Raw genomic sequence first — 23,570 nt, 5'->3', positions numbered from 1 at the left:
AACATTCGCCCGACCTGTGGCGCAAATGTCGCGAATTGAAGAGGTGGCGCGGGGGCCGGGAAACGCCTAGCCTTGCGCAAAACACGTCAGGAGAGGACAGCAATGAAGATCGAGGCGGGCATGGCCGCGGTGGTAACCGGCGGCGCGAGCGGCTTGGGCAAGGCGAGCGCGGCGGCCTTTGCCGCAGCGGGCATGAAGGTCGCCATCTTCGACATCAATGACGAGGCGGGCGAGGCTCATGCCGCAGCGATCGGCGGCACCTTCCACCATGTCGACATCATGGACGAGGCCAGCGTCGAGGCTGGCTTTGCCGCCGCCCGCGCCGCCCACGGGCAGGAGCGCGTGACGCTTCACTGCGCGATGGCGAGCCGCCGCGGCAAGACGCTGGGCTGGGACAAGGAGAGTGGCCAGTACAAGCGTCTTTCCACCGAGGACTATGCCTTCGGCGCAGAAGGCATCCTCGTCGCCAGCTACCGCGTCGCCAGCATTTCGGCGCTGGGGATGGCCAATGCCGACCCGCTCAATGACGATGGCGAGCGCGGCGCGATCATCCTCACCGCCAGCGTTGCCGCGCAGGACGGGCAGATCGGGCAGGTGATCTATGGCAGCTGCAAGGCCGGGGTGAACGGCCTCGTCCTGCCGATGGCGCGCGATCTGATGGACTTAGGGATTCGCGTGAATTCGGTCATGCCGGGCATCTTCGCGACCCCGCTGATGCTCGGGATGAAGGACCGCAACCCCCCGATGTGGGCGCAATTGAACGCCTCCGTCCCCTTCCCCAAGCGCCTCGGCGAGCCGGAGGAATTCGCTTCGCTGGTGCTGGAGATCGCGCGCAACAGCTACATCAACGGCCACCAGTTCCGCCTCGACGGCGCGATCCGGATGCCGCCGAAGTAAAGCGCTTTTTTGCGCGTCGTCATTGCGAGGAGCCGCAGGCGACGCGGCAATCCATGGCTGAACATCGCCGCCTGCGGAAACGTCAGTCCATGGATCGCGTCGCTCCGCTCGCGATGACGAGGAGAGGTTGAATGGCTACGCAGACCAACGAATACCCCACCCGGGCCTATGGCGCGACCGCGCCCGACAGCGGGGTCGGGCCAATGCAGATCACCCGTCGGGGCTTGCGCCATGATGACGTGCTGATCGAGATCACCCACTGCGGCATCTGCCATTCCGATCTGCACAGCGCCCGCAACGACTGGGGCGGGACGGTCTATCCGATCGTGCCGGGCCACGAGATCGTCGGCATCGTCAGCGCGGTCGGCGAGGGTGTCACTCGCCACAAGGTCGGCGACCGGGTGGCGATCGGCTGCATGGTCGATTCGTGCATGGAATGCCGCCACTGCGAGGCCGATCTCGAACAATATTGCCTGTCAGGCGGGATGACCGGCACCTATAACGGCAAGGATCGGCGCGACGGCACGCCCACCTATGGCGGCTATTCCGAAAGGATCGTCGCGCGCGAGGAATTCGTGCTCAAGGTGCCTGACAGCCTGCCGCTGGCCGAGGCCGCGCCGCTGCTGTGCGCAGGCATCACCACCTACTCGCCGCTTCGCACCTGGAAGGTCGGCCCGGGCAGCAAGGTCGCGGTCGCAGGGCTCGGCGGCCTCGGGCACATGGGGGTCAAGCTGGCCGCCGCCATGGGCGCGGACGTGACCGTGCTCTCGCGCAGTGAAAGCAAGCGGGCCGACGCCGAAAAGCTCGGCGCCCACGCCTTCCTCAACACCTCCGACAAGGACGCGATGCGCGCGGCGCGCGGCAACTTCGACATGGTGCTCAACACCATTCCGGTGCGCCACGATGTCACGCCCTATCTGCACCTGCTCAGGATCGACGGGGTGCAGGTGCTGGTCGGCATGATCGACATGATGCCCGAGATGCACAGCGGCGTGCTGCTGGGCCGCAAGGTGCTGACCGGCAGCGGGATCGGCGGGCTCGCGGAGACGCAGGAAATGCTCGATTTCTGCGCCGAGCACGGGATCCTGCCCGACATCGAGATGATCGCGATGCAGGATATCGCGGCTGCCTATGACCGCATGGAAGCGAGCGACATCAAATATCGCTTCGTGATCGACATGGCGAGCCTGCGTGAGAGCTGATCGAATACACGCTAGATTATGTTATTTGAATATTCGAAGGCATGATAAGTAAAATATTGTAAAAGCTTAATTTGTCACCCTTCTGCAACATGACAATTTGATCTTGATGTGACAACATCAATAGTAATTGTGCAGAACGTGCTGCTCGCTATTTCACCTTCTTGCTGAGAACGCGGCCCGTTCGTCAGAAAAGAAGGCCACGGCGCAGCACGCAGGCGGAACGATCCCACCTCTCAATCAGGAGCGTTCCTTATGACAGTTCGTTTTGCTTGCGCCGTCTCGGCGCTGGGCCTGACCTGTGCCATGTCGGCCCCGGCGGTTGCGCAAGGGCCGGAAGCTGCTGCGGTCGAATCCGCCGCGAGCGCGATCATCGTCACCGGCGCCGATCAGGCCGGCACGCCAGGCAGTGCCGACTTCGATCTGGCCCGCGCAGCCGCACCCGCGGCGCCGATCAGCATTGGCGCGGGCGAAGGCGTTGTCTCCAGCGTCGCGATCAGCGCCGCCGCTGCGACCACCGCCGCACAAGACACCCCCGCCCCGCGTGACGAGCGCTTCAGCGTGGTGCTGAACCAGGACGCCTTCTTCGGCTTCTACCCGACCTTCAACGGGTTGATCCCGGTCAGCGAGAATGTCGATCTCAGCTTCTACGGCATCATGTGGACCACCGACGCCTTCGGCACCGGCCTTGGCAGCGACCTGTGGACCGAGTTCGGCATCGGCGCCAACTTCATCCTCAATGACGGCAAGCTCCAGATCAAGCCGCAGGTCGGCCTCACCAACGGTGCGCTGTTGTCGGGCGGGGTGGTCAACAATGCCGGCAATCCGACCGGCACCGGCGGCAACTTTGCCGACGGCATCGTGCCGAGCCTGACGATCAACTATGCCGACGACAGCTTCGAGGCCGAATATTACGGCGGCTATTACGCCGCGCTGCGCAACCGCAACGAGAACGCCGCGCTCGACTTCCTGCACACCTGGGTCAATGCCGGGTACAAGTTTTCAAGCAACTTCTCGGCAGGGGCGCATTACGAATTGCTGAGCAACACCCGCAACACCTTCCCCGGTGGCGGCACCGCGGTCGTGTACCAGTGGCTTGGCCCCTATGTGCAGTTCTCGCTGAAGAAGGGCTTCTTCGCCCGCTTCACCGCCGGGGCCGACATCGAGGAAGGCGGCGACGGCGATTTCTACAAGCTGGCGGTCGGGATGTCGTTCTGATCCGACGCCATCCGACGCCAATCAGGGGGCTGCGACCGGCACGGGTCGCAGCCCCTTTTTCGTGCCCGCGCGCGCCTGCCCATCCGCGCGCGCCGCAATGCCCGCATGACGTATCGACGCAGGTCTGCATCGCCAAATATATGACACTGCAAACTGTTGCAGGAATGACACGCAAGAAAGTTATATGGAGCGCTACACAAACATAACCTTTGTGCGCCGCAGCACGTTGCCCGATTATGACGGTGACGCGACGGGAACCCGATTCTTCGGATAAAAAATCCTGCGCGGCACGCAGGTGGAACGATCCAAACCTCTCTATGGAGCGTTCCTTATGTTCATTCGTTTCGCATCGGCTGCCTCGGCTGTCGCTTTTGCCGCTTGTGTTGCAACGCCCGCCTTCGCGGCAGAGGCTGACGCAGTCACCACCAGCGCGGCTGATGAAACCGAAATCACCGTCACCACCGAAGAACCCGCCGCCGGGACGCGCGCGATCGCGCCGATCGATCTTGCCACCGCCAATGGTCAGGAAGAAGAAGAGACCCCGGCGATCACCGTTTCGGGCTCGGCCACGCTGACCTCGGACTACCGCTTCCGCGGCGTGTCGCAGTCGGATGAAGGCATGGCGGTGCAGGGCGGCTTCACGCTGTCGCATTCGAGCGGCTTCTATGTCGGCACCTGGGGTTCGAACCTCGCCGGCTGGGGCACCTTCGGCGGCGCCAACATGGAGCTCGACATCTACGCCGGCTACAAGCTGCCGGTGGGCGAAGGCACGCTCGATCTGGGCGGCACCTGGTTCATGTATCCGAGCGGCGCCGACACCACCGACTTCGTCGAGCTTTACGCCAAGCTTTCGGGCACGGCCGGCCCGATCGGCCTGACCGCGACGGTCGCCTATGCGCCCTCGCAGGAAGCGCTGGGCAATGCCTTCCCGGTCGGCCGTCCGCCCAATCCGGGCGACAAGGAAGACAACCTCTACCTCGCCGGTGACGCGGTCTATGCCATCGCCGATTCGCCGATCACGCTGAAGGCCCACATCGGCTATTCGGACGGCAACCCCGGCCTTGGCCCCAACGGCACCAGCATTGCGCCGACCGGCACCTATCTCGACTGGTCGCTGGGCGCGGACATCGTGCCGATTTCGGGCCTGACCCTCTCGGTCGCCTATGTCGACACCGACATCTCGGAAGCCGAAGCCAACCGCATCCGCCCGAACTTCGCCACGCTGGCGGGCGATTCGATCTCGGATGCGACCGTGGTGTTCTCGATCACTGCCTCGTTCTGATAGGCGCTGTCTGACACGAAGGGGGCGCTCTGCCGCAGCGGCAGAGCGCCCCTTTTCTTTTGCCGCCCGCCCCGATAGGTTTCGCCCCGCAACCCGATAACGGGTGACGGGAGAGAGATAATCATGCGCAAGGCAATCTGGGCGGCGGCGGCAGCCGGGATGGTGCTGGCTCCGGCAAGCGCGGCCATGGCGGGCAAGCGCTATGAAGCGACCATCACCCGCACCACTTACGGCATCCCCCATATCGAAGCGCGCACCTGGCGCGGGGTGGGTTACGGGGTCGCCTATGCCTATGCCGAGGACAACCTGTGCCTTCTGGCCGAGGAATTCGCGACCGTGGCGGGCGAGCGTTCGCTCCATTTCGGCCCTGAGGCCAAGGCGGTGCTGGGCTTCGAGGAGGTCGACAACCTGTCGTCGGATGTGTTCTTCCGCGGCGTGATCGATCTGCCGGCCCTGCGCGAAGGGGCCAAGGCCTTGCCCCAGCGCGTGCGCGATCTGATGGATGGCTATGCGGCAGGCTACAACCGCTTCCTCAAGGATGCAGGCGCCGAGGGCATCCCCGCCGAATGTCGCGGCAAGGCCTGGGTTCGCCCGATCACCGGCGATGATATGCTGCGGCTCAACGAAAAGCAGATGCTGCTGGCAAGCTCGCTCAATCTCGCCGCCGCGATCGCCAACGCCGCCCCTCCCGGCTCGCCCGCGCCCAAGGTCGCGATCAGCCTGCCGCAACGCGGCGAGCTTGGCATTGGCAGCAATGGCTGGGCCTTCGGCAGCGAGGCGACCGCTGACGGGGGCGGCATGGTGATCGGCAATCCGCACTTCCCGTGGAAGGGGCCGAGCCGGTTCTGGCAGATGCACGTGAAAGGCCCGGACGGTTATGAAGTGATGGGCGTGGGCCTGGCCGGCACGCCGATGCCGACGCTCGGCTTCAACCGGGATGTCGCATGGACGCACACTGTCACCGATGCGCAGCACTTCACGCTCTACCAGCTGACGCTCGATCCGGCCGATCCCACCCGCTACATGGTCGACGGCACCTCCGAGGCGATGAAAGCCCAGACCGTCACCGTGCCGATGCCCGATGGCGCGCCTGCCGTGACCCGGCAGCTGTTTGCGACCCGCTGGGGGCCGGTGTTCGTCATTCCGGGGCGCGGGATTACCTGGAACACCGCCAATGCCTTCACCCTCAAGGATGCCAACCGCGGCAACCAGCGCGGGATCGATACCTGGCTGCGCATCGGTGCGGCGAAGAATGTCGGCGAGGTCAAGGCCGCCGTCAGCGAGACGCTCGGCATTCCGTGGGTCAACACCATCGCCGCTGACCGCTACGGCGACGCGCTCCACGCCGATGTGACCGCGGTGCCCAATGTCACTGCCGAGAAGGTCAAGGCCTGCGCGACGCCGATCTCCGGCCTGTTCGCCGAGTTTGCGATCCTGCTCGATGGCAGCAAGGCGGCCTGCGATTGGGATGTGGCCGCAGGCACCCCGGTGCCGGGGCTGATGCCCGCGAGCGATCAGGCAGCGACCGTGGTGAAGAGCTGGCTCACCAATTCGAACGATAGCTACTGGATCAGCAACCCCGCCCTGCCCCATCGCCAGCTGTCCCCGATCCTCGGCGATTATGGCACCGCGCGATCCTTGCGCACCCGGTCGAACTTCATCGAGACCACCGCGCTGCTGGCGGGCGGCAAGGTCGATCACGCCCGCGCCAAGGCCCATGCCTTCGCCAACAAGAGCCTTGCCGCCGATCTGGCCGTGGAGCCGGTCCTCAAGCTGTGCGCCAGTGCGGTGATCCTGCCGCAGACGACCGGGCTGGGCTGTTCGGTGCTGGACCGCTGGGACCGCCGCTTCGAGGCGGACAGCCGCGGCGCGGCGCTGTTCCGCGCCTTCTGGCCCAAGGTCGCGCGCCTGCCCGGCCTGTGGGCGGTGCCCTTCGATCCGGCCGATCCGGTGAACACCCCGCGCGGTCTCGTCACCGAAGGGGACAAGGGCGACAAGCTGCTCGCAGCCCTCGGCGAAGCTTTCGAGGAGCTCGAAAAGGCCGGCATCGCGCCCGATGCCCCGTGGGGTGAGGTGCAGCGGGTGATGGCGGGCAACGAAGCAATCCCGATCCACGGCGGCCCCGGCACGCTCGGCATTCTCAATATGCAGGAATCCGTGCCCAGCGGCAGCGGCCTCACCCCGCGCCACGGGACGAGCTATATCCAGATCGTCAGCTTCGATGAGGCCGGGCCGGTGGCGGACGCGATCCTGAGCTACAGCCAGTCCACCAACCCCGCCTCGCCCCATGCCGCCGATCAGACCCGGGCCTATGCGGCCAAGCAGTGGCACCGCCTGCCCTGGCACCGCGCCGCCATCACGGCTGCGGCGATCGGCAAACCGAAGCGGATCTGGGAGTAAGCCACAGGGCCGCTCGCCGCGCGGCGGCTTGCCGAGACTAGAACTGATCCGTGATCGTGAACTTCACGAACTCGCCGCGATCCCGCACAAGCGCTTTGGTGCCGATCAAGGCGCCGCTGCGGTCAGGCGCAAACAGCAGGCGGTCGCGCGGGAAACGGGTATGACCGATGTTGCGCACCTCGATCTGCATCTTCACGTCCAAAAACCGCGTGGTTTCGACAAAGGCGGTCAAGCGCCGTCCGCGCCGGTCGATGATTTCCTCGTTGGCAAAGAAGCTCGTGGTGCGCGATTCCGGCTCGTAGCGCGCCCCCCAGGCGAAGCGCGCTTCGGTCAGATCCTGCCGGAAATCGATGCTGATTTCGGGATTGGTGAGATCGGTCACGACACGGGATTGCCCGGTGATCGGATCGGCAAAGGCGGCATCGCGGAAATCGGCTGAAATCTCGAGCAAGCCGCCCTTGAGAAAGCGCGAGAGCGGCAGCGCGGCCTCGCTCTCGACACCCCAGACCCGTGCGCTGCCCGCATTGGCAAGGCCGGGCACCCCGCTGGGCAGGACAACCTGTTCGAGCACATCCGTGCGCCACTCGTGGAAGGCCTGCACGTTGAGGGCATAGCCGCCGGGCAGCCGCACATCGCCGGTCAGGCTCGCCCGCCAGACCTGGTCGGGGCCGAGATCGGGATTGCCGGCCAGAAAGCGATCATCCTCGGCATTGGCTGACGCGGCGAAATCGTTGAAGTCGAGCTGGCCCACCGTGCGGCGCAGCGCGGCACGCAGTTGCAACGCGTCGGAGGCCTGAAACGTCAGCGCGAGGGAAGGCTTGAGGAAGAAAAAGTCATTTCGCCCGGACGCATCGCCGGTCACGGTGATCTGCGACAACTCGGCCGCGATGCCCGCTTCGAGCGTCCAGCGCGGGGCAAGCGCCCAGACGAGATTGCCGAAAGCCTCACCGCGCCATTCGGCGACCGTCACGTCCGATGCCGGCAGAATGACCGGCCTGACGCCGAGCGCGTCCTCGACTTCCAATGCGATGCGCGAGTCGAGCCGGTTATAGGCGGCCTCAAACCCAAACTCCGGACGGATCCTGCCCTCCAGCTTGCCGATCGTGGCGCGGGTGAGAACTTCGATCGGCAGGCTGTCCGAAGCGAAACGGTTGATCACCGGCACGCTGCCGGGCGGCTGGGCAACGACATTGGCAGAGCCGACCTCGCTGTCCTGAAACGAGCCGAGCGCCAGCAGCTTCATCACCCAGCCTTGCGAAACCCCGCCCGTCCAGTCGGCGCTGAGTTCGCCCTGCCAGAACTCGGAATCGAAGCGGATGTCGGTGCGGCGATCGGCCGCGCCGCCATCGGGCGCGCGCCCGAGAAAGCCGTCGCGTCCCGTTTCCTGATAGTAGCGGCTGTTGCCGAACCGGGCGTTGAGGGTCAGCGTTCCTCCGGCGAGCAAGCGCTTGGCCTCGGTGGCAAAAAAGGCATCGCGCAGGGTGGAAGGCAGGGTCTCCTCCTCGAACACCAGCAACGCGCCGCCCGCATCGCGGCGGATGCGGTCGATATTGTCGAAGGTGAACTGTTCCCAGAAGGCATTGAGCTTGGTGGTGGTCGTCCAGGCGCCCAGCGGCATGGTGAAGGACACCTCGCCGCGCGGATAGACGAGACCAGCGGGATTGCGTTCGAGCTCGCCCGACCATGTGCCTGCAAAACTCTGCGGCTTGCGGATGATATTGGCGACGAGACCCTGCCCTGCGGTCTCTCCGGCGCGCTGGGCGCCGCGGGTGACCTCGATCCGATCGACCGCATTGGCGGGAATGCGGCGCAGGAAATCCTCCAGCCCGCCCGATTTGATCGTGGGCCGTTCGCCATCGACCAGCACATTGCCCGCCGCGCCGGCAAAGCCGCGCAATTCGGCTCCCGCATCGAGGCTGAAGCCGGGCACACGCTGGAGCAATTCGAGCGCTGTCTGGGGGTAGAAGCGGTCAAAGAAGGCGCGCGGGTAGGTCTCGGTCGACGCGGGCGGCGTGGGTGGGGGCGCGTCAGCCTCCTGCGCGGCCAGCGGGACGGCCAGCGCGAAGGTGGCAGCCCCCAAAAGTGTCAAGCGAAGCAGAGTCAAGCGCGCGGGACTCAGGCCGGTTCAAGCGCGACCTGCGCTTCGCCCCAGGCGGGGAAGGGATCGTTGAGCCGCTCCCACTTATCGGGCGTGAAGGCGTCGGTGGGCACAAGGCACGCGTCGAGCGCCTTGGTGATCGCTGCCTTGTCCAGCCCGATGCCGATGAACACCAGCTCCTGCCGCCGGTCGCCCCAGACCGGGTCCCAGTGGCGGATCACGAATTCCTCGAAGGTGCCGTCATCGGGCCAGCGGTTCTTGGGCACCGCCGCCCACCAGCGGCCCATGCGGCTCACCGTCTTCTGGTGCCCGGCAATCGCCAGCTCGCCGAGGAACTCGCTACGGGTGGCGAGCCAGAAATGGCCCTTGGCGCGGATCACCTTGTCGAGCGCGTCGCCGGTCAGGAAGCGGTAGAACATCGCCGGATGGAAGGGCTGCCGGGCGCGGTAGACGAAGCTTTCGACCCCGTATTCCTCGCTTTCGGGGCGGTGGCTGGCGTAGTCGTAAAGCTCCTTCATCCACAGCGGGTGCTGTTCGGAACGCTCCTCGTCATAGAGCCCGGTGTCGAGGATCGTATCGAGCGCGACCTTGCCGAAATCGGCGGTGATGATCTGCGCATCGGCGTTCAATGAAGCGACCACCTGCTTGACCGTGGCGAGCTGTTCGGGGCTCACGGCGCTCGCCTTGTTGACGATCACCACGTCGGCGAATTCGATCTGCTCGACCAGCAGTCCGACGAGACTGCGATCATCGCCCTCGTCCGCCGTCTCGCCGCGCGCCGAGAGCAGATCCGTGCTCGAATAGTCGGCCAGCAGGTTCAGCGCGTCGACCACCGTCACCATCGTGTCGAGCCGCGCGACATCGCCGAGGCATTCGTCATATTCGTCGCGGAACGAGAAGGTCGCGGCGACCGGCAGGGGTTCGGAAATCCCGGTGCTTTCGATCACGAGGTAATCGAAGCGGCCTTCCTCGGCGAGCTTGCGCACCTCCTTCAGCAGATCATCGCGCAGGGTGCAGCAGATGCAGCCATTGGTCATCTCGACCAGCGTCTCCTCGGCGCGGGACAGCGCCGCCTCGCCGCCGCGCACCAGATCGGCGTCGATATTGACCTCGCTCATGTCGTTGACGATCACCGCCACCCGCTTGCCTTCGCGGTTGGCGAGGATGTGGTTGAGCAGCGTGGTCTTGCCCGCACCGAGAAAGCCGGAGAGCACGGTTACGGGCAGGCGGCGGTCAGATGTGGCGGTCATGGGGTGAAATCCTGTCGCGGGCTCTTGCAATATGATCGCGCCCAATTAAGTGATGTTGTAACATTACGCAATAGGGGCATGGCATGACAACTTCGGTCTCGGCAGCACGATCCGAGGCACCTTGGCACAGGTTCGGCATGGGCCTTTCGGTGCTTTGCCTGCTGCATTGCCTCGCCCTGCCATGGCTGCTGGCGAGCCTGCCCGCGGTGGCGCTTGCCGCCCTGCCCGAAGCGCTGCGCGACAACGAATGGCTCCACGCTGCCCTGATCGCACCGGTGTTGCTGGTGAGCGGCCCTGCTCTCCTGCGTGGCCGCCCCGGCACGGCGCGCACGGCGCTCGTCATCAGCGCCTTTGCCGCGCTGGTCGGTGCGCTGTTCATGGAGAGCGAGTTGGCCGAACGCGCCCTGACAGTGACCGGCGCAGCGCTGCTGATGGCCGCCCACTGGCAGCGATTGCGGCAGGCGCACCGGCACTGACAATGGAGCTGGCGGCGCACAATCTCGTCAAGGCCTATGACGGTCGAAGGGTGCTCTCGGAGGTATCCCTGACCCTTGCGGCGGGCGAACGTGCCCTGCTGCTTGGCCCATCGGGATCGGGCAAGTCGACCTTGCTCAATTGTCTGTGCGGATTGCAGCAGCCCGATGCCGGGGCCGTGACCTTCGGGCAGGAGGTGCTGGCCGCCGCCAGCCGACCGTCCGCCGGCGATGCCATTCGCCGTCGCCATTTCGGGATTGTGTTCCAGACCCTCCGGCTCGTGTCGGCCCTGAGCGTGCGCGCCAATCTCGCGCTGGCGCAGAAGCTCCAGATGGGCCGGGCCGATCCCGCGCTGGCCGATCGCACGCTCGAACGGCTCGCCCTCACCCACCGGTTCGATGCGCGCCCGCACGAACTCAGTCAGGGCGAGGCCCAGCGGGCCGCGATCGCCCGTGCGGTTGTGGTGCGCCCGGCGATCCTTGTCGCCGACGAGCCGACCTCGGCGCTCGACCACGCCAATGCCGCGCGGGTTGCCACCTTGCTGCTCGACTTGGCCCAGGAGACGGGTGCAAGCCTGCTGATCGCCACCCATGATGAGCGGCTGCGCGCCCATTTCCCGCGCACCTTGACGCTCGCCGAGGGACGGCTCGCGCCATGATCACACTGGCATTGGCCTATCTGCGCGACCGGCCCCTGACGACCGCGCTCAACTTGCTGCTGCTGGCCATCGCGGTGGCGATGATGGTGCTGCTGGCGCAGGTCAGCACGCAGGCCAGCGCGCGGTTCGACCGCGATGCGCAAGGCGTGGATCTGGTCGTCGGCGCCAAGGGATCACCGCTGCAGCTGATCCTCTCAAGCATCTTTCACGTCGACCAGCCAACCGGCAACATCCCGCGCGAGGCGCGCGCCCTGCTGGCGCGCGATCCGAGCGTTGCCGGGGTGGTTCCGCTGGCGCTGGGCGACAATTTCCGCGGCTATCGGATTGTCGGGACTGATGCGGGCTTCATGGCGCTCTACCGCCTCAAGATCGCCGAGGGCCGCACCTTCGCTGCCCCGATGGAGGCCGTGATCGGGGCCGAAGTTGCCCGGGCGACAGGCGCGCGCCTCGGCCAGAAATTCGTCGGCAGTCACGGGTTGTCGCAGGAGGAAGGGCAGGAACAGGGCCATGACCATGCGCCCTTCCAGACCGTCGGCATCCTCGCGCCCACCGGCGGGGTCGCTGACCGGCTGATCCTCACCAAGGTCGAAAGCGTGTGGCAGGTGCACGGGATCGCGGAGGATCACGACCACCATCACGGCGAGGCGGCCGATGCCGGTGACGCGCATGAGCATGACGACGCCGCCGCTACCGGCCCGCAATCGCTCGAGCCGGAATACACCGCGCTGCTGGTCACCTATCGCAATGCCGCAGGCGCCATGCGGGTGCCAGCGATGATCAACCGCCAAAGCGCGCTTCAGGCTGCCGTCCCGGCAACCGAGACGGCACGGCTGCTCGATCTGCTTGGCGCGAGCTTTGAGGGATTGCGGGTGTTTGCATGGCTGCTCGCCGCGACCGGGGGTCTTTCGATCCTGGTCGCGCTGATCGGGATGGTGCGCAGCCGCGAGGGCGACCTTGCGCTGCTGAGGGTGATGGGCGCGAGCCGGGGGCAGGTGTTCGGCACGGTGATGCTCGAAGGGATGATCACCGCCTCGATTGGGGCGGTGCTCGGCTGGATCGCGGCCCATCTGCTGATCATGGCCGCGCGCGCCAACGTCCCGGCGCTGGCGGAGCTCGGCCTTGCCGCCTGGCGGCCGCTCTGGTCCGAGCTTGCCCTCGCGCTCGGTGTTGTCGTTATCGGGGCGCTGGCCGCGCTCGTGCCAGCGCTGGCTGTCTATCGCCTCGACCCTGCCCGCGTGCTGGCGCGCGCGGGCTGATGGTGCCCCAGGAGGAGTTTGCCCAGATGCGTTGGAAGGCAATAGTGCTGGTTCTTGCCGCCGCCGTGAGCCTGAGCCTTGGCCCGGCAATCGCCGCTGCGGTCGAGGGCGCGAGGCCCAGAAGCGCGGCACCGGCGACCGCCGCGCAAACCTATGCCGCCAAGCAAGCCCCCGACTACAAGTCGGGCCGGGTGGTCGAGGACGTCTGGAAACCGGCCGCGACCCCCAAGGGCGGGGTCTCGTGGAAAGTGCTCGAAAGCACCGGGGAGACCACCCGCACCGATGCGCAGGGCTTTATCGTCTCGAAGCCCAGATTCACCCCGCAGGTCAAGGCACTGGCTGGCAAGCGGATCACGGTTGCAGGCTGGATGATGCCGCTCACGGCGGGGCGCACGCAGAAGCACTTCGTCCTGCTCGCCTACCCCCCCGGCTGCCCGTTCCACTTCCACGCCGCGCCCAACCAGTTCATCGAGGTCTATGCCGATGTGGCCTTCCCGACCAGCGAGACGCGGGTCTACACCGTGAGCGGGGTGCTGGAGCTGACGGGATATGACGAAAGCGGGATCTTCTATCGGATGAGGCTGGCGCGGCCCGGCTGACGCTGACGCTGCTGGCGCTTGCGCTGGCTTTCATTCTGCTGATCGGGATTGCCCCCGTTCCCGGCGCTGCGGGAAGGGCTTACCTCAGGCGCCATACTGCACAAACAGAATACAGCCGCGCCGGGTGCGGGTTTCACCGTGAGGGCTGCCTTCGGGCGACATATGATAATCGCCCGATGCAAGGATGCGTCCGCCCACCTCCAGATCGCCCATCACAACCAGCAGGTTCTCTATCGGGCCATGGACGTGCTCGGGGATGATCGCGCCGGGTTGGCAGCGCAGCATGACAGTCAGCGGGGACCACAGGCGCTTGATCTCGACCCCGGGCAGGCATGGCTGCCACTCCCCTTCGCTCAGCGGCAAGACCAGCTTGTTGCCGAGTTCGGCCTCCTCCTCCCGGATCTGTTCGACGATTACGTCAAACAGATAGGCGGGCGGGCGCACGGCGCCGGCCGCAGCAGCCAGCGGCGCGAGCTTGTCCTCCAGCGCCGTGATCGCCGCGTCGAGCGCGTGATTGACCGCCCGCTCCAGCTGCACCGCTTCCCGCTCAAGCGGGCTGAGCGCGCCCAGCACATAGTCCGTGGCAGTCTGCGACATCGTCATTGGTTCATGCATTCCTGAAGTTTGGCCATGCCGCGGCGGACCCAGCTCTTTACGGTTCCAAGCGGTAGCCCCAGCTTTTCTGCCAGTTCGGAGTGACTGAGGCCATAGGTGTACATCGTGACAATGGCGCGCGCCTGATCGGGCGGCAACCGCCCGAGGCACTGACCGAGCTTGGCATCGGGCGGATCGACGGTGACGTCGGCAAATTCGATGGTGTCGGCCGCTTCCAGCGTTTCCGGTGCGGCACGGCGCGGCACCAGATCAAGTGCGGCGTTGCGGGCAATCACGCTCATCCATGCGAGCGCTGTTCCGCGGCTGGCATCGAACTTGGCGGCATTGCGCCAGATGCGCACGAACGCCTCTTGCGCCGCGTCCTCTGCTGTCTGGGTGTCGCGCAGAATGCGGGAGGTCACGCCCAACACGGAGCCGCCCGTCTCATCATAAAGCTGCCGGAACGCCGCCATGTCGCCGTGGGCGACCTTTTGCAGCAGCAAGGCCAGTCTCTCGCGCTTGTCCACCTGCACCAGCATTCAAGGCTCCACGGTCGGCCGGGCGCATCATGGCTCAAGATGCGACCAAGCCAAGCGCCCGATGTGTCGCTGCCTGAAGGGCCGAGGAGCTTGAGGCGCCACGGCAGCGATCACCCTAAGCATACCACCACGGCGCAGAAATCGGATGCACCCGCCTTGCTGTTTTTCATCCGGGGTGGACAGCTTCGTACTGCGTGAAGATCAGGCAGCCAGAACGGGTGTGCATCGCACCGTGCGTGGTGCCGGCCGGGATGCGCAGATAGTCCCCGACCGAAAGGCTGCGCCCGCCGATCACCAGGTCACCGGCGATCACGATGATGTGTTCGTGCTCATCGTCGGGCTGGGCGTGATCGTCTTCGAAGGCGCCGGGCTCGCAGCGGATCAGCAGCGCGCCCTCAGACCACAGCGTCTTGGCGGCGATGCCCGGGCCGTGGTGCTCCCAGACTCCGCCAAGGCAGGCAAAGGAGCCGCACCCCCCGGCGCATTGTTCCTGCGTCACGGCATCGCAGACCCGCTGCCAGAGGTGTTCGCCGGAGCCAGCGGGATGGATGATATCGGCCAGCGCGGCAGGCGCCATCGCTGACAGCAGCATTTCAAGCGCGCAAACCTGCGTATCGAGCTTGCGGTCATACAGGCGTTGTCGCGCGATGACTTCGCGCTGACGGGCGCGGCACGCACCCAGCACAAAGTCGGCAGCGGTCTCATGGGTCGGCATGGTCAAGGGCTCCTGTTTCGTACGGTCCCTCCGCTTGTTCCGCAGTTGCGCGCTCCCGATGGGCCGGCGCAGCCGCATCACGGCTGCGCCGACGTGCGCCAATTTGCGCTCAGCTCACCACGAAGGGAGCAGCCCCAAGCTTATCGCCGAGCACCTGCGAGAGCAGCGCCCAATGCGCGGTTTCATCCGAAGCGAGCTTGGCCGACACCTGTGCCAGATCCTTGCTTGCGAAAGCCGGGATGACACCGAGATAGGCATTGGCCGCACCGCGCTCCAGCCGCTGGGCGAGGCGCAGAATATCAGTCTGGCCGGTGATCTTCGCCGCTTCGAGACTGGCGAGGTAATGCGCGCGGGTTTCGGGCGCGACCGGTTTGCCGCCAAGCGTCTTGATCGCCCCGACCAGTGCGTCGCGGTGAGCCTTGTGATGGCCCTGGAACAGCACCGCCACATCGAGCACCGGCTTCTGCAGCAGACCGCTTTCGGCACCGATCTGATAGGCCTCGATCGCCTCATGCTCGAGCGCAAGCGCAACATTGAGAATATCGACATCGCCCGCGCTGGCGGTCCCGCCCTTCATCTTGGATTGCGCGATCGAGGGTTCGGCCAGCACGCCGACGGCAGCCGCCGACAGCAGAACCTTGCCCCCGATACCAAATAGGTTCCGGCGCGACGTCGCAATCTGGTCACTCATGTTCCGCTCTCCTGCTGGGGTCGTATGTCGGCGGGGCTAACGCAGCATCGCCGTCAATCCCGACTACCGGCAGCGCGCGCCAACTGGATGCACTCCGGGCGCGAGAAAAAGATTCCTCTGGCTGCATCTGTTTCGGAAGCCAGCGATGTATTCCTCACATCTCGAACAAATATGATCGCAGGATCAAGCAACTAATTTGTCAAAACTCAAAATTTCCGATCCGCCAGTTTTTCATCCTGGCGGGAGCGCGGCCCTTTGGCCCCCTCCCTTACTGCCCCCTCCAGAGGGTCGCGCTCAATATTATTGAAGAGAGTACTCGAATTCTTCGGATCACGTTTGGGTATCTCCCAATCACAACTTTGCAAACAATCCAAAGAGGATGAACATCTCAATGCCGATTGCCCAATTGACCCGGTCTTTGCTCGCCGCGACCACCTTTGCCAGCCTGGCAGCGCCAGCGCTGGCGGATGATGCGCCAGATGCTACGGCTGACGCCACGCCCGTGATGGTCGTGACGGCCACCGAAAGCGCGGACAGCCGGGTCACGGTCGCTGCCCGCGATGGTGAGGACGACACGATCGAGATCGCGGATGGCGACGAGGGATCGGGCCGCTCGTTCCTGCGCGGTGGCGGGCGTCTGCTGCTGACCGGCGGGGTCACCCAGGTCGAAGGCGCAGCAGGCGGCGGGCTCGCGCCGTGGGCGCTGATCGGCAGCTATGGCTCGCGCGATGAATTCGGGGCCAACGCCTTCTTCACCGGGGTGAACACGCAAGACTTCTCGCTGACCTCGTTCGGCGGGATGATCACCGCCAAGAACCGCGTCGAGCTGTCGATCGCGCGCCAGAGCTTCAACCTCAACGCGCTCGGCGCGGCGCTCGGGCTGGGACGCGAATTTTCGATCCGGCAGACGGTGGTGGGCGCCAAGGTCAGGCTGATCGGCGACGCCGTGCTCGATCAGGACAGCCTGCTGCCGCAGATTTCGGTCGGCCTGCAATACAAGAAGAACGATGAGGGCGCGATCGTGCGTTCGCTCGGCGCGCAGCATGATGAAGGCGTCGACTTCTATGCCAGCGCGACCAAGATCATCCTGTCGCAGAGCCTGCTGCTCAACGGGACTGCGCGGCTGACCAAGGCCAACCAGTTCGGGATCCTCGGCTTCGGCGGCCCGAATGATGACAGCTACAAGCTCCAGTTCGAAGGATCGGCCGCGCTGCTCCTGACCCGCAAGCTGGCGATCGGCGGCGAGTTCCGCACCAAGCCCGACTTTCTTGGCCTCGGCGAGGAAGACGCGCTCGACCTGTTCGTCGCCTATGCCCCGGTTCGCAACGCCTCGCTGACGCTCGCCTATGCGGATCTCGGCAACATCGTCGTTGGCAGCCAGCGCGGCGTCTACGCCTCGCTGCAGATCGGCTTCTGAAGTGCCGCGCGGCAATTGCCGGGGAGGTCTGCCATTCGACGGGGTCTTGCTCTGGCCGCCGGTCTCGGTCTGGCGGTGCTCATTCTCACTTGGCCCGATCTCTCAAGCCTCGCAGCCCGCTGCGCGGCTGGCGGGATCTGGCGCTGGGCCGAAACCGATCTTCCGCGCAACCAACATCAATGAAAGGCTGAAAACCATCATGAATCTGCGTATCCTGTCATGCGCGCTCGCGCTGATCGCAGCGCCGCTGCCCGCTTTCGCTCAGGTCGGGCCGGGCGCCGAGCCGCCGGTGAGCGATCCCGACATCACCCCGCGTGCGCCGACGCTGCCGGTCATCACCGATGACGAGAACCTCTACGAAGCCTTCGGCGGGCGTGAGGGGCTGGTGCGGATCATGGACGACTTCATGGAACGGCTGGTGGCCAACCCTGCCACCCGCCCGTTCTTTGAAGGATCGGACAAGGAGCGGATCAAGCTCCAGCTGGTCGAACAGTTCTGCGTCATCATGAAGGGGCCGTGCACCTATTCGGGTCGCAGCATGGCCGAGGCGCATCGCGGACAGAACATTCCCGAGACCGCCTTCTACGCGCTGGTCGAGGAGTTCCAGAAATCGGCCAACAAGTTCGATGTGCCCTTTCGCGCGCAGAACCGGCTGATCGCCGCGCTTGCGCCGATGCACCGCGACATCATCGACCGGTAAGGAGCAAGCGCAATGAAGTGGAACGACACCCTGGTCGCTATCGCTCTGGCGGGCGGTCTGGCCGTGCCGACCGGCGTGCTGCTGCAGCCGGTGACGGCCACGGCGCAGGCCAAGCCCGATGGCGCGGCGCTCTACCAGTCCAAGTGCGGCGGCTGCCACAGCATCGCCACCAACCGCATTGGCCCCGCGCACAAGGGGGTGTTCGGGCGCAAGGCGGGTATGGCGCCGGGCTACAAGTACTCGCCCGCGCTCAAAGCCTCGGGGATCGTGTGGAACGACCAGACCCTCGACAAGTGGCTGCAGGGCCCGCCCAAGGTGGTGAAGGGCACGAAGATGTTCTTCACGGTGAACGACCCTGCGCAGCGGGCGGCGATCATCGCCTACCTCAAATCCCCCGCCGCCAAATAGGCGCGCCGGACCGGGCAGCTGCCGGCAGCCAGAGGGCGATTGCGCCTTCAGTCATGGCCGGACGCTGCCCCATTTTCTTTGCCACTCACCATGCCTGACATGGTGCCTCCGTGCCGAAGGCTAGCATACATGACAGGCAAGAACCGGATCCCGGCCGCCCCGGACCAGCCGCTCGTGCTGGCGCGTCTGTGGGTCAATTCGCTCCGTTCATTTGTGGCTTTGGCAGCGCCGCTGGTCGATTTGGCCGCGCGCGCATTGCTGTCCGGAGCGCTGATCGCGGCGGCGCTCTCACAGCGCGATCTCGGAGGGGCGGGGGTGCTCATCGTGGGCCCGGTGCTCGGTCTCGTGGCGCTGATGCTCGTCACCGGTTTCATGACCCGGACAATCGCACTGGTCGCGCTGATCGCGCTGACCACGCTGCAAGTCGGGAGCGGCGCCGATGACAGTCGGCTGTTTCAGATCATGCTCTACGCCTGGCTTGTGGTGCACGGGGCCGGGCTCCTTTCGCTCGATGCGCTGTTCCGCGCAGGAATCGCCCGCAGCGCACTCAGCCCTGCCGCTTTGGCAGTCCGCCTTTCGCAATGGCTGACAGACCGCGGCGCGCCGGTGCTGCTGGTGTTGCTGCGCCTGTGGCTGGCGATGACCTGGCTGGTGATCGCGCTGGCGGAGCAATCAAGCCAGCAATGGGACGCGGTCTTGCCGGTCAACACCTTCGCCATCGTCCCGCCGGGGCTGGCGCTCGTTGCGGGCGGTCTTGCCATGATCGGCGCGGCGATGCCGTTGCAGCTGGGAATCCTTGTGGTGTCCATGCTTGGCTATGCGGCAGGCAATCTGATGCAAGGCCTTGAAGTTACCGGCATCGATCCGCTGGCACTGGTAGTTTGCGCCTTGCCCTTGGTATTCGGCAGCGGCGGCCAGTCGGTCGATGGCTGGCTTGAAGGCTGGTTGCAGCGCCATGTTCTCTACGAAAGGGATGGCTATGAAGTCCCGGAAACATGGCAGCACGTGGTCGTCGTCGGAGCCGGCTTCGGTGGCCTTGCCGCCACGGCAAGGCTGGCGCGCCTGCCCGTCCGCGTCACGCTGATCGATCGCCAGAACTACCACCTGTTCCAGCCCCTGCTCTACCAGATCGCCACGGCCTCACTGTCGCCTTCCGACATCGCCCTGTCGATCCGCAGCCTTTTCCGTCGTGACCGCAATGTGACGGTGCTGCTTGGCGAGGTGACCGGGATCGACAAGGCGCACCGCTGCGTCATGATGGGCGAGCGCCGCATCGGTTATGACCGGCTGGTGCTCGCCACCGGAGCGCGCCATTCCTATTTCGGACGCGACGATTGGGCACCCTGGGCACCCGGCCTCAAGCGTGTGGAAGATGGCGTGCGGATCAGAGGCCGTGTGCTGCGTGCCTTTGAACAGGCCGAAGCAAGCTTGTGCCCTGAAGAACGCCAGAAAATGCTGACCTTCGTGGTGGTTGGCGGTGGGCCGACCGGGGTGGAGCTCGCCGGAGCAATCGCCGAGATGGCAGCCTTTGGTCTCGCCGGGGAATTCCGCGCGATCGATCCGCGCACGGCGCAGGTGGTGCTGCTCCATGCAGGAGGGCGCGTGTTGCCATCCTTCCCCGAAGCCCTCTCGCGCGAGGCAATGGTGGCGCTCAAGTCGCTGGGCGTCGATGTGCGAACCGATGCGCTGGTCACCGGGATCGGTTCGGATCATGTGCTGGTCGGCGACCAGCGGATACCGGCCGGCACGGTGATCTGGGCAGCCGGAGTGGCGGCCTCCCCTGCAGGAAGCTGGCTCGGGGCGCGGTGCGATCCGGCTGGCCGGGTGATCGTGGGAGAGGATCTCTCGGTGCCGGGCCATCCCGAGATCTTCGTCATCGGCGACACTGCCGCCAGCAAGGCATGGAATGGCGCGATGGTACCCGGGATTGCGCCTGCGGCCAAGCAGGCGGGGCAGTATGTTGCAGATGTCATCCGGGCCGAACTGTCGGGCGATCCGCCGCCCCCGCCCTTCGCCTATCGTCACCGCGGCGATCTGGCGACCATCGGCCGCAAGCACGCGGTTGCTCAATTGGGCACGATCCGCTTTGCTGGCGCGCCCGCCTGGTGGTTGTGGGGTGCGGTTCATGTCGGCTTTCTGGCAGGCGCGCGCAATCGCACCGCGGTCTTGCTCAACTGGGTGTGGAGCTATTTCACCTTGCGCTCGAACGTGACCCTGATCACCGATGGTGATGTGGACACGCGTTCCGATTGATGGTCGGCTGCGCCAGGCTGCCTTGGCGCTCAGCGTCCGCGACACCCAAAAAGGCGACCTCGGGCGTCCGGCAGGATGAGAACCGGACACCCGAGGTCTGTCATGCCCGGCCTGAACGCGCAGCCAGTTGGTGCGCGGCGGCGGGCACAATCTGAGGACAGGGCAGGCGCCCTGCCCGCCCGGCGCTAGAACCGGTAGGCGAAGGTCGCGCGCACCGCCTGATAACGGAACCGCGTGTCGCTGCGGGCGAAGTCAGTGCCCATCGCATTGCCGAGGATGAAGGCATTGGTCGGCGGGGTATTGGCCGCAGGCCCAGCCCGGACGCGGAACTCGTCATCCTTGAGGTCGGTGTAGAGATATTCGACCCCGAGCGAGATGTTCGGGGCCAGCTTGTATTCGGCACCGCCGCCCACGTTGAACCCGGTCGCAGTGGAATTGCCGTTGTCGGTGAAGGCATTGACGACATTGGTGGTGTCGAACCGGTTCTTGACCCGGGCAAAGGAAAAGCCGCCGGTGCCGTAAACCAGCAGCTTGTCCATCGCGATCCCGCCACGCGCCGCAAGCCGGCCGTTCTGATTGATCGAGCGGGTGAAGGTGTAGCTCGCCGGGGTCGAGGTGAAGCCGGAAACGCTGTCGACGATGTCGGCCCGGCCAAACTCGGCCAGCGCGCCGAACACGAAGTTGCCGATCTGCTTATCATAGCCGATGCGGCCCGAGAAATCGACCCCGTCATCGTCCCCGGCGCACCCACCGCTCGCCATGCCGGTCAGCGCGCGGCCACCGCAAAAGCCCGGAGCAAAGGCATTGGCGCCGCTGGCGAGCACCACCGTGTCGCCAAATGTGCCGTCGAGATTGCGATCGAACAGCAAGGTCGCATCGGCATCATCCCCCTGAAACGCGCCGCCGATGGTGGCGCCGATGTAGAACCCGTCGAACTCGGCGTCCTGTGCACTGGCTTGCGCAGGCATTGCGGCCGCAAGCAGCAATCCGATGCTTATGAGCGACTGATTTCGAGATGTCATGAAGTGTACCCTTTTGCTGGAGGTACAATCCATACTTTCGCCCCGCACCAAGCAGATGCAGCCATCGGGTCTGCGGCATCGGCTCGCTGAAGACCAATCTGCACTTTCATCATGGATGATTGTGCAATGGAGGGCAAAACCTTCAGATCAATCCGCGCGCTGCAAGCGGATCGGCATCGTCCGGAGCCTCGCCTGTATCAAGCGCCAGTGCGGCAAAGGCGCTGTCCTGCGACAGGAACACCTTGCCCGAAAGGTCGTGCAGCAGATGGCTGCGCTTCAGGCGGTCCATCACCGGGCCTTTCACTTCGGACAGATGCAGCCGGATGCCGCCATCGGCGAGACGGTGGTTGATCGCTTCGAGGCTTTCGAGCCCCGAGGCGTCGATCGCGTTTACCGCGCTCGCCATCAGCACCACGTGGCGCAGGGCCGGGCGTTCTGCGACCTGTTCAAGGACATATTCCTCCAGCCAGCGGGCGTTGAGGTAGGTCAGGCTCTCGTCGACCCGGATGGTCAGCAGGTGCGGCAGCGTGAGCACTGTGTGGCGTTCGACATTGCGGAAATGCTCGGTGCCCGGCACGCGGCCGACGATGGCGGCATGGGGGCGGCTGGCGCGCCACAGATAGAGCAGCAGGCCAACGCCGACCCCCGCGATCACGCCCATCTCCACCCCGGCCACCAGCGTGACCGCGATGGTCGCGGCATGAGCGGCAAAGTCCGCCTTGGAATAGGCCCACAGATGGCGCGGGGTCTTGAAATCGACGAGGCTGAGCACGGCAACGATGATGGTCGCGGCGAGAGTCGCGTTGGGCAGATTATAGAGCAGCGGGGTGAGGAACAGGCTCGCGAGCGCAATTCCCACGGCGGTAAAGGCACCCGCCGCCGGGGTCTGCGCGCCTGCATCGAAATTGACCACCGAACGTGCAAAGCCGCCGGTCACCGGATAGCCGCCAGACAGGGCCGAGGCGATGTTCGACGCGCCCAGCCCGATCAACTCCTGATCCGGCACGATCCGCTGGCGGCGCTTGGCGGCGAGCGTCTGCGCGACCGAGACGCTCTCGACGAACCCGATCACCGAAATCAGCAGCGCGGGCACCCACAGCGCCTCGATCAGCACGAGGTCAGCCGAGGGGAGCATGAAGGGCGGCAGGCCTTGCGGAATGGCGCCGACAACCGAAACGCCGCGCGCTTGCAGCCCGAAACCGACCACCGCAAGGATCGACAGCGCCACCGCCACCACCGGCCCGGCCTTCGCCGTCATGTCGGCAGCGCGGGGGGAAAGGCCGAGCGTCTGGAGGGCAGGCTTCAAACCCTTCCTCACCCAGAATAGGAACAGCGTTGCCGGAATACCAATGGCCAGCGTCGCCGGGTTGATCTGGCCCGCCGCGCCCGTCAGCCCGGCCAGCATTGCCGGCCAGGTCTCGCCGCCCGCCTTGACGCCGAGGATGTGCTTCAGCTGACTGGTCGCGATCAGCACCCCGCTCGCGGAAATGAACCCGCTGATGACCGGGTGCGAGAGCAGATTGGCGAGGAACCCCAGCCGCAGCAGCCCCAGCACCACCAGCATCACGCCCGACAGCGCCGCCAGTGTGATTGCCGCCTGCCAGTATTCCGCAGTCCCCGGCGCCGCCACCGCGCCCGCCGCGCTCGCCGTCATCAGCGACACCACCGCTACCGGGCCGACCGCCAGCGTCCGGCTTGTCCCGAACACGGCATAGGCGATGAGCGGGAGGATCGAGGCGTAAAGACCCACCACCGGCGGCAATCCCGCCAGCATCGCATAGGCAAGGCTCTGCGGGATCAGCATGATGGTGACGATCACCGCCGCCATCAGGTCGCTGGTCAGCGCGGGGCGATCATAGCTGCGCCCCCATTCGAGGATCGGAAGATAGCGGGCCAGCAT

21 protein-coding genes are annotated in these 23,570 nt (G+C 65.7%); 13 read left to right on the top strand and 8 right to left on the bottom strand.

Annotated elements, in window-relative coordinates:
* Positions 1-102: 102 nt before the first annotated feature.
* The 5 genes from PS060_RS08855 (at position 103) to PS060_RS08835 (ending at position 6,996) form a co-directional block, all read left to right on the top strand.
* Positions 103-897 carry an SDR family oxidoreductase gene (locus tag PS060_RS08855; protein ID WP_273982521.1) on the top strand — a complete coding sequence of 265 codons (795 nt, stop codon included), beginning with the start codon at positions 103-105 and terminating at the stop codon, positions 895-897.
* A gap of 131 nt (positions 898-1,028) precedes the next feature.
* Positions 1,029-2,099, top strand: coding sequence for an NAD(P)-dependent alcohol dehydrogenase (locus PS060_RS08850; RefSeq protein ID WP_273982520.1), 1,071 nt, complete (start codon positions 1,029-1,031; stop codon positions 2,097-2,099).
* Positions 2,100-2,351: 252 nt separating this feature from the next.
* On the top strand, positions 2,352-3,314 hold the full coding sequence (locus PS060_RS08845) for a DUF6733 family protein (protein ID WP_273982519.1): 963 nt from the start codon (positions 2,352-2,354) through the stop codon (positions 3,312-3,314).
* A gap of 331 nt (positions 3,315-3,645) precedes the next feature.
* Positions 3,646-4,596, top strand: coding sequence for a TorF family putative porin (locus tag PS060_RS08840; protein ID WP_273982518.1), 951 nt, complete (start codon positions 3,646-3,648; stop codon positions 4,594-4,596).
* A gap of 123 nt (positions 4,597-4,719) precedes the next feature.
* Positions 4,720-6,996, top strand: a complete 2,277-nt coding sequence (locus PS060_RS08835) for a penicillin acylase family protein (RefSeq protein ID WP_273982516.1) — start codon at positions 4,720-4,722, stop codon at positions 6,994-6,996.
* A 37-nt stretch (positions 6,997-7,033) separates the two neighbouring features.
* Here the strand turns inward: PS060_RS08835 and PS060_RS08830 are convergent, their stop codons facing one another.
* Both PS060_RS08830 and PS060_RS08825 read right to left on the bottom strand, forming a co-directional pair.
* Complete coding sequence (locus tag PS060_RS08830; RefSeq protein WP_273982515.1) at positions 7,034-9,085, bottom strand: TonB-dependent receptor domain-containing protein; 2,052 nt, start codon at positions 9,083-9,085, stop codon at positions 7,034-7,036.
* A gap of 26 nt (positions 9,086-9,111) precedes the next feature.
* Positions 9,112-10,344: a GTP-binding protein gene (locus PS060_RS08825; protein ID WP_273982513.1), complete on the bottom strand. Its 1,233-nt coding sequence runs from the start codon at positions 10,342-10,344 to the stop codon at positions 9,112-9,114.
* A gap of 83 nt (positions 10,345-10,427) precedes the next feature.
* On the opposite strand from PS060_RS08825, the gene PS060_RS08820 reads away from it, so the two are divergent.
* Genes PS060_RS08820 through PS060_RS08805 form a run of 4 tightly spaced genes read left to right on the top strand, consistent with a single transcriptional unit; the run spans position 10,428 to position 13,331 of the window.
* Positions 10,428-10,820: a MerC domain-containing protein gene (locus PS060_RS08820; protein ID WP_273982512.1), complete on the top strand. Its 393-nt coding sequence runs from the start codon at positions 10,428-10,430 to the stop codon at positions 10,818-10,820.
* A gap of 2 nt (positions 10,821-10,822) precedes the next feature.
* Positions 10,823-11,476: an ABC transporter ATP-binding protein gene (locus tag PS060_RS08815; RefSeq protein WP_273982511.1), complete on the top strand. Its 654-nt coding sequence runs from the start codon at positions 10,823-10,825 to the stop codon at positions 11,474-11,476.
* Positions 11,473-12,732 carry an ABC transporter permease gene (locus PS060_RS08810; RefSeq protein ID WP_273982509.1) on the top strand — a complete coding sequence of 420 codons (1,260 nt, stop codon included), beginning with the start codon at positions 11,473-11,475 and terminating at the stop codon, positions 12,730-12,732. Before PS060_RS08815 ends, PS060_RS08810 begins: the two co-directional genes overlap by 4 nt.
* A 26-nt stretch (positions 12,733-12,758) precedes the next feature.
* A complete protein-coding gene (locus PS060_RS08805) occupies positions 12,759-13,331 on the top strand; it encodes a DUF3299 domain-containing protein (RefSeq protein ID WP_273982508.1) in 573 nt (190 codons plus the stop codon).
* Between the two features lie 84 nt (positions 13,332-13,415).
* Here PS060_RS08805 and PS060_RS08800 read toward each other — a convergent pair whose 3' ends face one another.
* The 4 genes from PS060_RS08800 to PS060_RS08785 all read right to left on the bottom strand — a co-directional run bounded on the left by PS060_RS08800 (position 13,416) and on the right by PS060_RS08785 (position 15,870).
* Positions 13,416-13,934, bottom strand: coding sequence for a cupin domain-containing protein (locus PS060_RS08800; protein ID WP_273982506.1), 519 nt, complete (start codon positions 13,932-13,934; stop codon positions 13,416-13,418).
* Positions 13,931-14,464, bottom strand: a complete 534-nt coding sequence (locus PS060_RS08795) for a sigma-70 family RNA polymerase sigma factor (RefSeq protein WP_273982504.1) — start codon at positions 14,462-14,464, stop codon at positions 13,931-13,933. The genes PS060_RS08800 and PS060_RS08795 overlap by 4 nt, the downstream gene beginning before the upstream one ends.
* Before the next feature lie 166 nt (positions 14,465-14,630).
* A complete protein-coding gene (locus tag PS060_RS08790) occupies positions 14,631-15,179 on the bottom strand; it encodes a cupin domain-containing protein (RefSeq protein ID WP_273982502.1) in 549 nt (182 codons plus the stop codon).
* Positions 15,180-15,288: 109 nt separating this feature from the next.
* Positions 15,289-15,870 (bottom strand): ferritin-like domain-containing protein, encoded by a 582-nt coding sequence (locus PS060_RS08785; protein ID WP_273982500.1) that lies wholly within the window; start codon positions 15,868-15,870, stop codon positions 15,289-15,291.
* A gap of 379 nt (positions 15,871-16,249) precedes the next feature.
* Between PS060_RS08785 and PS060_RS08780 the strand changes: the two genes are divergently transcribed.
* From PS060_RS08780 to PS060_RS08765, 4 genes are all read left to right on the top strand, one after another.
* On the top strand, positions 16,250-17,287 hold the full coding sequence (locus PS060_RS08780) for a DUF3034 family protein (RefSeq protein ID WP_273982499.1): 1,038 nt from the start codon (positions 16,250-16,252) through the stop codon (positions 17,285-17,287).
* Positions 17,288-17,486: 199 nt separating this feature from the next.
* The gene (locus PS060_RS08775; RefSeq protein ID WP_273982498.1) at positions 17,487-17,987 is read left to right on the top strand and encodes a group I truncated hemoglobin; all 501 of its coding nucleotides are present in this window, start codon (positions 17,487-17,489) and stop codon (positions 17,985-17,987) included.
* Positions 17,988-17,999: 12 nt separating this feature from the next.
* Positions 18,000-18,395, top strand: a complete 396-nt coding sequence (locus PS060_RS08770; protein WP_273982496.1) for a c-type cytochrome — start codon at positions 18,000-18,002, stop codon at positions 18,393-18,395.
* A gap of 129 nt (positions 18,396-18,524) precedes the next feature.
* A complete protein-coding gene (locus PS060_RS08765; protein ID WP_273982495.1) occupies positions 18,525-20,648 on the top strand; it encodes an NAD(P)/FAD-dependent oxidoreductase in 2,124 nt (707 codons plus the stop codon).
* A gap of 185 nt (positions 20,649-20,833) precedes the next feature.
* On the opposite strand, the gene PS060_RS08760 is transcribed toward PS060_RS08765, so the two are convergent.
* Both PS060_RS08760 and PS060_RS08755 read right to left on the bottom strand, forming a co-directional pair.
* Positions 20,834-21,670 carry an outer membrane protein gene (locus PS060_RS08760; RefSeq protein ID WP_273982493.1) on the bottom strand — a complete coding sequence of 279 codons (837 nt, stop codon included), beginning with the start codon at positions 21,668-21,670 and terminating at the stop codon, positions 20,834-20,836.
* Between the two features lie 142 nt (positions 21,671-21,812).
* Positions 21,813-23,570 carry a SulP family inorganic anion transporter gene (locus PS060_RS08755; RefSeq protein WP_273982491.1) on the bottom strand — a complete coding sequence of 586 codons (1,758 nt, stop codon included), beginning with the start codon at positions 23,568-23,570 and terminating at the stop codon, positions 21,813-21,815.

The organism is Erythrobacter sp. BLCC-B19, assembly GCF_028621955.1.
Lineage (GTDB): Bacteria > Pseudomonadota > Alphaproteobacteria > Sphingomonadales > Sphingomonadaceae > Erythrobacter.
This window is presented reverse-complemented; position numbering and strand designations above follow the sequence as displayed.

Excerpts from the sequence above, each read along its gene's own strand:
- PS060_RS08835 (WP_273982516.1), top strand. The coding sequence starts at position 4,720 with ATGCGCAAGGCAATCTGGGCGGCGGCGGCAGCCGGGATGGTGCTGGCT.
- PS060_RS08855 (WP_273982521.1), top strand. The coding sequence starts at position 103 with ATGAAGATCGAGGCGGGCATGGCCGCGGTGGTAACCGGCGGCGCGAGC.
- PS060_RS08825 (WP_273982513.1), bottom strand. The coding sequence starts at position 10,344 with ATGACCGCCACATCTGACCGCCGCCTGCCCGTAACCGTGCTCTCCGGC.
- PS060_RS08815 (WP_273982511.1), top strand. The coding sequence starts at position 10,823 with ATGGAGCTGGCGGCGCACAATCTCGTCAAGGCCTATGACGGTCGAAGG.
- PS060_RS08850 (WP_273982520.1), top strand. The coding sequence starts at position 1,029 with ATGGCTACGCAGACCAACGAATACCCCACCCGGGCCTATGGCGCGACC.
- PS060_RS08790 (WP_273982502.1), bottom strand. The coding sequence starts at position 15,179 with ATGCCGACCCATGAGACCGCTGCCGACTTTGTGCTGGGTGCGTGCCGC.
- PS060_RS08795 (WP_273982504.1), bottom strand. The coding sequence starts at position 14,464 with ATGCTGGTGCAGGTGGACAAGCGCGAGAGACTGGCCTTGCTGCTGCAA.
- PS060_RS08770 (WP_273982496.1), top strand. The coding sequence starts at position 18,000 with ATGAAGTGGAACGACACCCTGGTCGCTATCGCTCTGGCGGGCGGTCTG.
- PS060_RS08775 (WP_273982498.1), top strand. The coding sequence starts at position 17,487 with ATGAATCTGCGTATCCTGTCATGCGCGCTCGCGCTGATCGCAGCGCCG.
- PS060_RS08765 (WP_273982495.1), top strand. The coding sequence starts at position 18,525 with ATGACAGGCAAGAACCGGATCCCGGCCGCCCCGGACCAGCCGCTCGTG.
- PS060_RS08755 (WP_273982491.1), bottom strand. The coding sequence starts at position 23,570 with ATGCTGGCCCGCTATCTTCCGATCCTCGAATGGGGGCGCAGCTATGAT.
- PS060_RS08780 (WP_273982499.1), top strand. The coding sequence starts at position 16,250 with ATGAACATCTCAATGCCGATTGCCCAATTGACCCGGTCTTTGCTCGCC.
- PS060_RS08810 (WP_273982509.1), top strand. The coding sequence starts at position 11,473 with ATGATCACACTGGCATTGGCCTATCTGCGCGACCGGCCCCTGACGACC.
- PS060_RS08785 (WP_273982500.1), bottom strand. The coding sequence starts at position 15,870 with ATGAGTGACCAGATTGCGACGTCGCGCCGGAACCTATTTGGTATCGGG.
- PS060_RS08840 (WP_273982518.1), top strand. The coding sequence starts at position 3,646 with ATGTTCATTCGTTTCGCATCGGCTGCCTCGGCTGTCGCTTTTGCCGCT.
- PS060_RS08805 (WP_273982508.1), top strand. The coding sequence starts at position 12,759 with ATGCGTTGGAAGGCAATAGTGCTGGTTCTTGCCGCCGCCGTGAGCCTG.
- PS060_RS08845 (WP_273982519.1), top strand. The coding sequence starts at position 2,352 with ATGACAGTTCGTTTTGCTTGCGCCGTCTCGGCGCTGGGCCTGACCTGT.
- PS060_RS08760 (WP_273982493.1), bottom strand. The coding sequence starts at position 21,670 with ATGACATCTCGAAATCAGTCGCTCATAAGCATCGGATTGCTGCTTGCG.
- PS060_RS08800 (WP_273982506.1), bottom strand. The coding sequence starts at position 13,934 with ATGACGATGTCGCAGACTGCCACGGACTATGTGCTGGGCGCGCTCAGC.
- PS060_RS08820 (WP_273982512.1), top strand. The coding sequence starts at position 10,428 with ATGACAACTTCGGTCTCGGCAGCACGATCCGAGGCACCTTGGCACAGG.